Below are 1,423 nucleotides of genomic sequence, written 5' to 3'. Positions count from 1 at the left end.
TCGATGCCTTCCTTGCCGAGTTCGCGGCCGATGCCGCTGGCCTTGACGCCGCCGAAGGGTGCGGCGGGGTCCATGCTGTAGGCCTCGTTGACGCCGAAGGTGCCGCTGCGTACGCCGCGGGCGACGGCCAGGCCGCGGTCGACGTCGGTGGTCCACACGGAGCCGGACAGGCCGTAGTCGGACTCGTTGGCGATGCGGATGGCGTCGTTCTGGTCGGTGTAGGGGATGACGGACAGGACGGGGCCGAAGATCTCTTCCTGGGCGATGCGCATGGAGTTGTCGACGTCGGCGAACAGGGTGGGGCGGAGGTACCAGCCACGGTCGACGCCGGCGGGCAGGTCGGTGCCGCCGACGAGGAGGCGGGCGCCTTCCTTCTGGCCGATCTCGATGTAGCCGCGGACCCGGTCCTGCTGGCGCTGGGCGACCAGGGGGCCGATCTGGGTCGCGGGGTCGGTCGGGTCGCCGGTGGGCAGCGTCTCGACCATGGCGGCCAGCGCGTCGACGTACTCGGCGTAGCGGGAGCGGGGGACGAGCACCCGGGTCTGGGCGACGCAGGCCTGGCCGGAGTTCATCAGGCCGGCGATCTCGATGCCCTTGGCGGTGGTGGCGGGGTCGGCGTCGTCGAGGACGACGGCGGCGGACTTGCCGCCGAGCTCGAGGCTGACGCGCTTGAGGTTCGCCCCGCAGGAGGCGGCGACGTTGCGGCCGGCGGCGGTGGAGCCGGTGAACGAGACCTTGTCGACGCCGGGATGGGCGACCAGGTACTCGCCGGCCTCGCGGCCGGCGGGCAGGATGCTGACCACACCCGGCGGGATCTCGGCCTGCTCCAGCAGGCCGGCCAGCCAGTAGGCGTCCAGCGGGGTCTCCGGGGACGGCTTGAGCACGATCGAGCAGCCGGCGAGCAGCGCCGGCACCAGCTTGCCGATGGTGAGGAACATCGGCATGTTCCAGGGGATGACCGCGGCGACCACGCCGACCGGCTCCTTGCGGACCAGGATGTCCTGGCCGTAGAAGCCGGGGCGGCGCTCCTCCCAGGCGAGGTTCTCGGCGATGCCGGTGAACGCGTTCATCAGGAACATCGGGATGGCGACGTGCCCGACCTTGGCGAAGCTGACGGGCGCGCCCATCTCGGCGGTGATCAGTCCGGTGAGCTCCTTGCGGCCGGCCTTGTAGAGCGCGGCGAGCCGGTGGACGGCGGCGATCCGTTCCGCGGGGTCGAGCCGGGGCCAGGGGCCCTCGTCGAACGCCAGGCGGGCGGCGGTGACCGCGGCGTCGATGTCGGCGGGCGTGGGGTCGGGGACCCGGGCGATGACCTGTTCGGTGGCCGGGGAGACGACCTCGATGGTGTCCGGGCCGCTCGGCGCGACCCACTCGCCGCCGATGAACAGTTTTTCCTGTACCTGCATGGTGCTTCCTCCGGTGG

General features: G+C 72.0%; 1 protein-coding gene. It reads right to left on the bottom strand.

Annotated features, from left to right (window positions below; all coding sequences use genetic code 11):
• A partial coding sequence (locus tag I6A81_RS41195; RefSeq protein WP_203008509.1) for an aldehyde dehydrogenase occupies nt 1-1,406 on the bottom strand: 1,406 nt, incomplete at its 3' end.
• Nucleotides 1,407-1,423 lie beyond the last annotated feature (17 nt).

It is taken from the genome of Frankia nepalensis (genome assembly GCF_016786325.1).
GTDB classification, from domain to species: Bacteria; Actinomycetota; Actinomycetes; order Frankiales; family Frankiaceae; genus Pseudofrankia; species Pseudofrankia nepalensis.
This window is presented reverse-complemented; position numbering and strand designations above follow the sequence as displayed.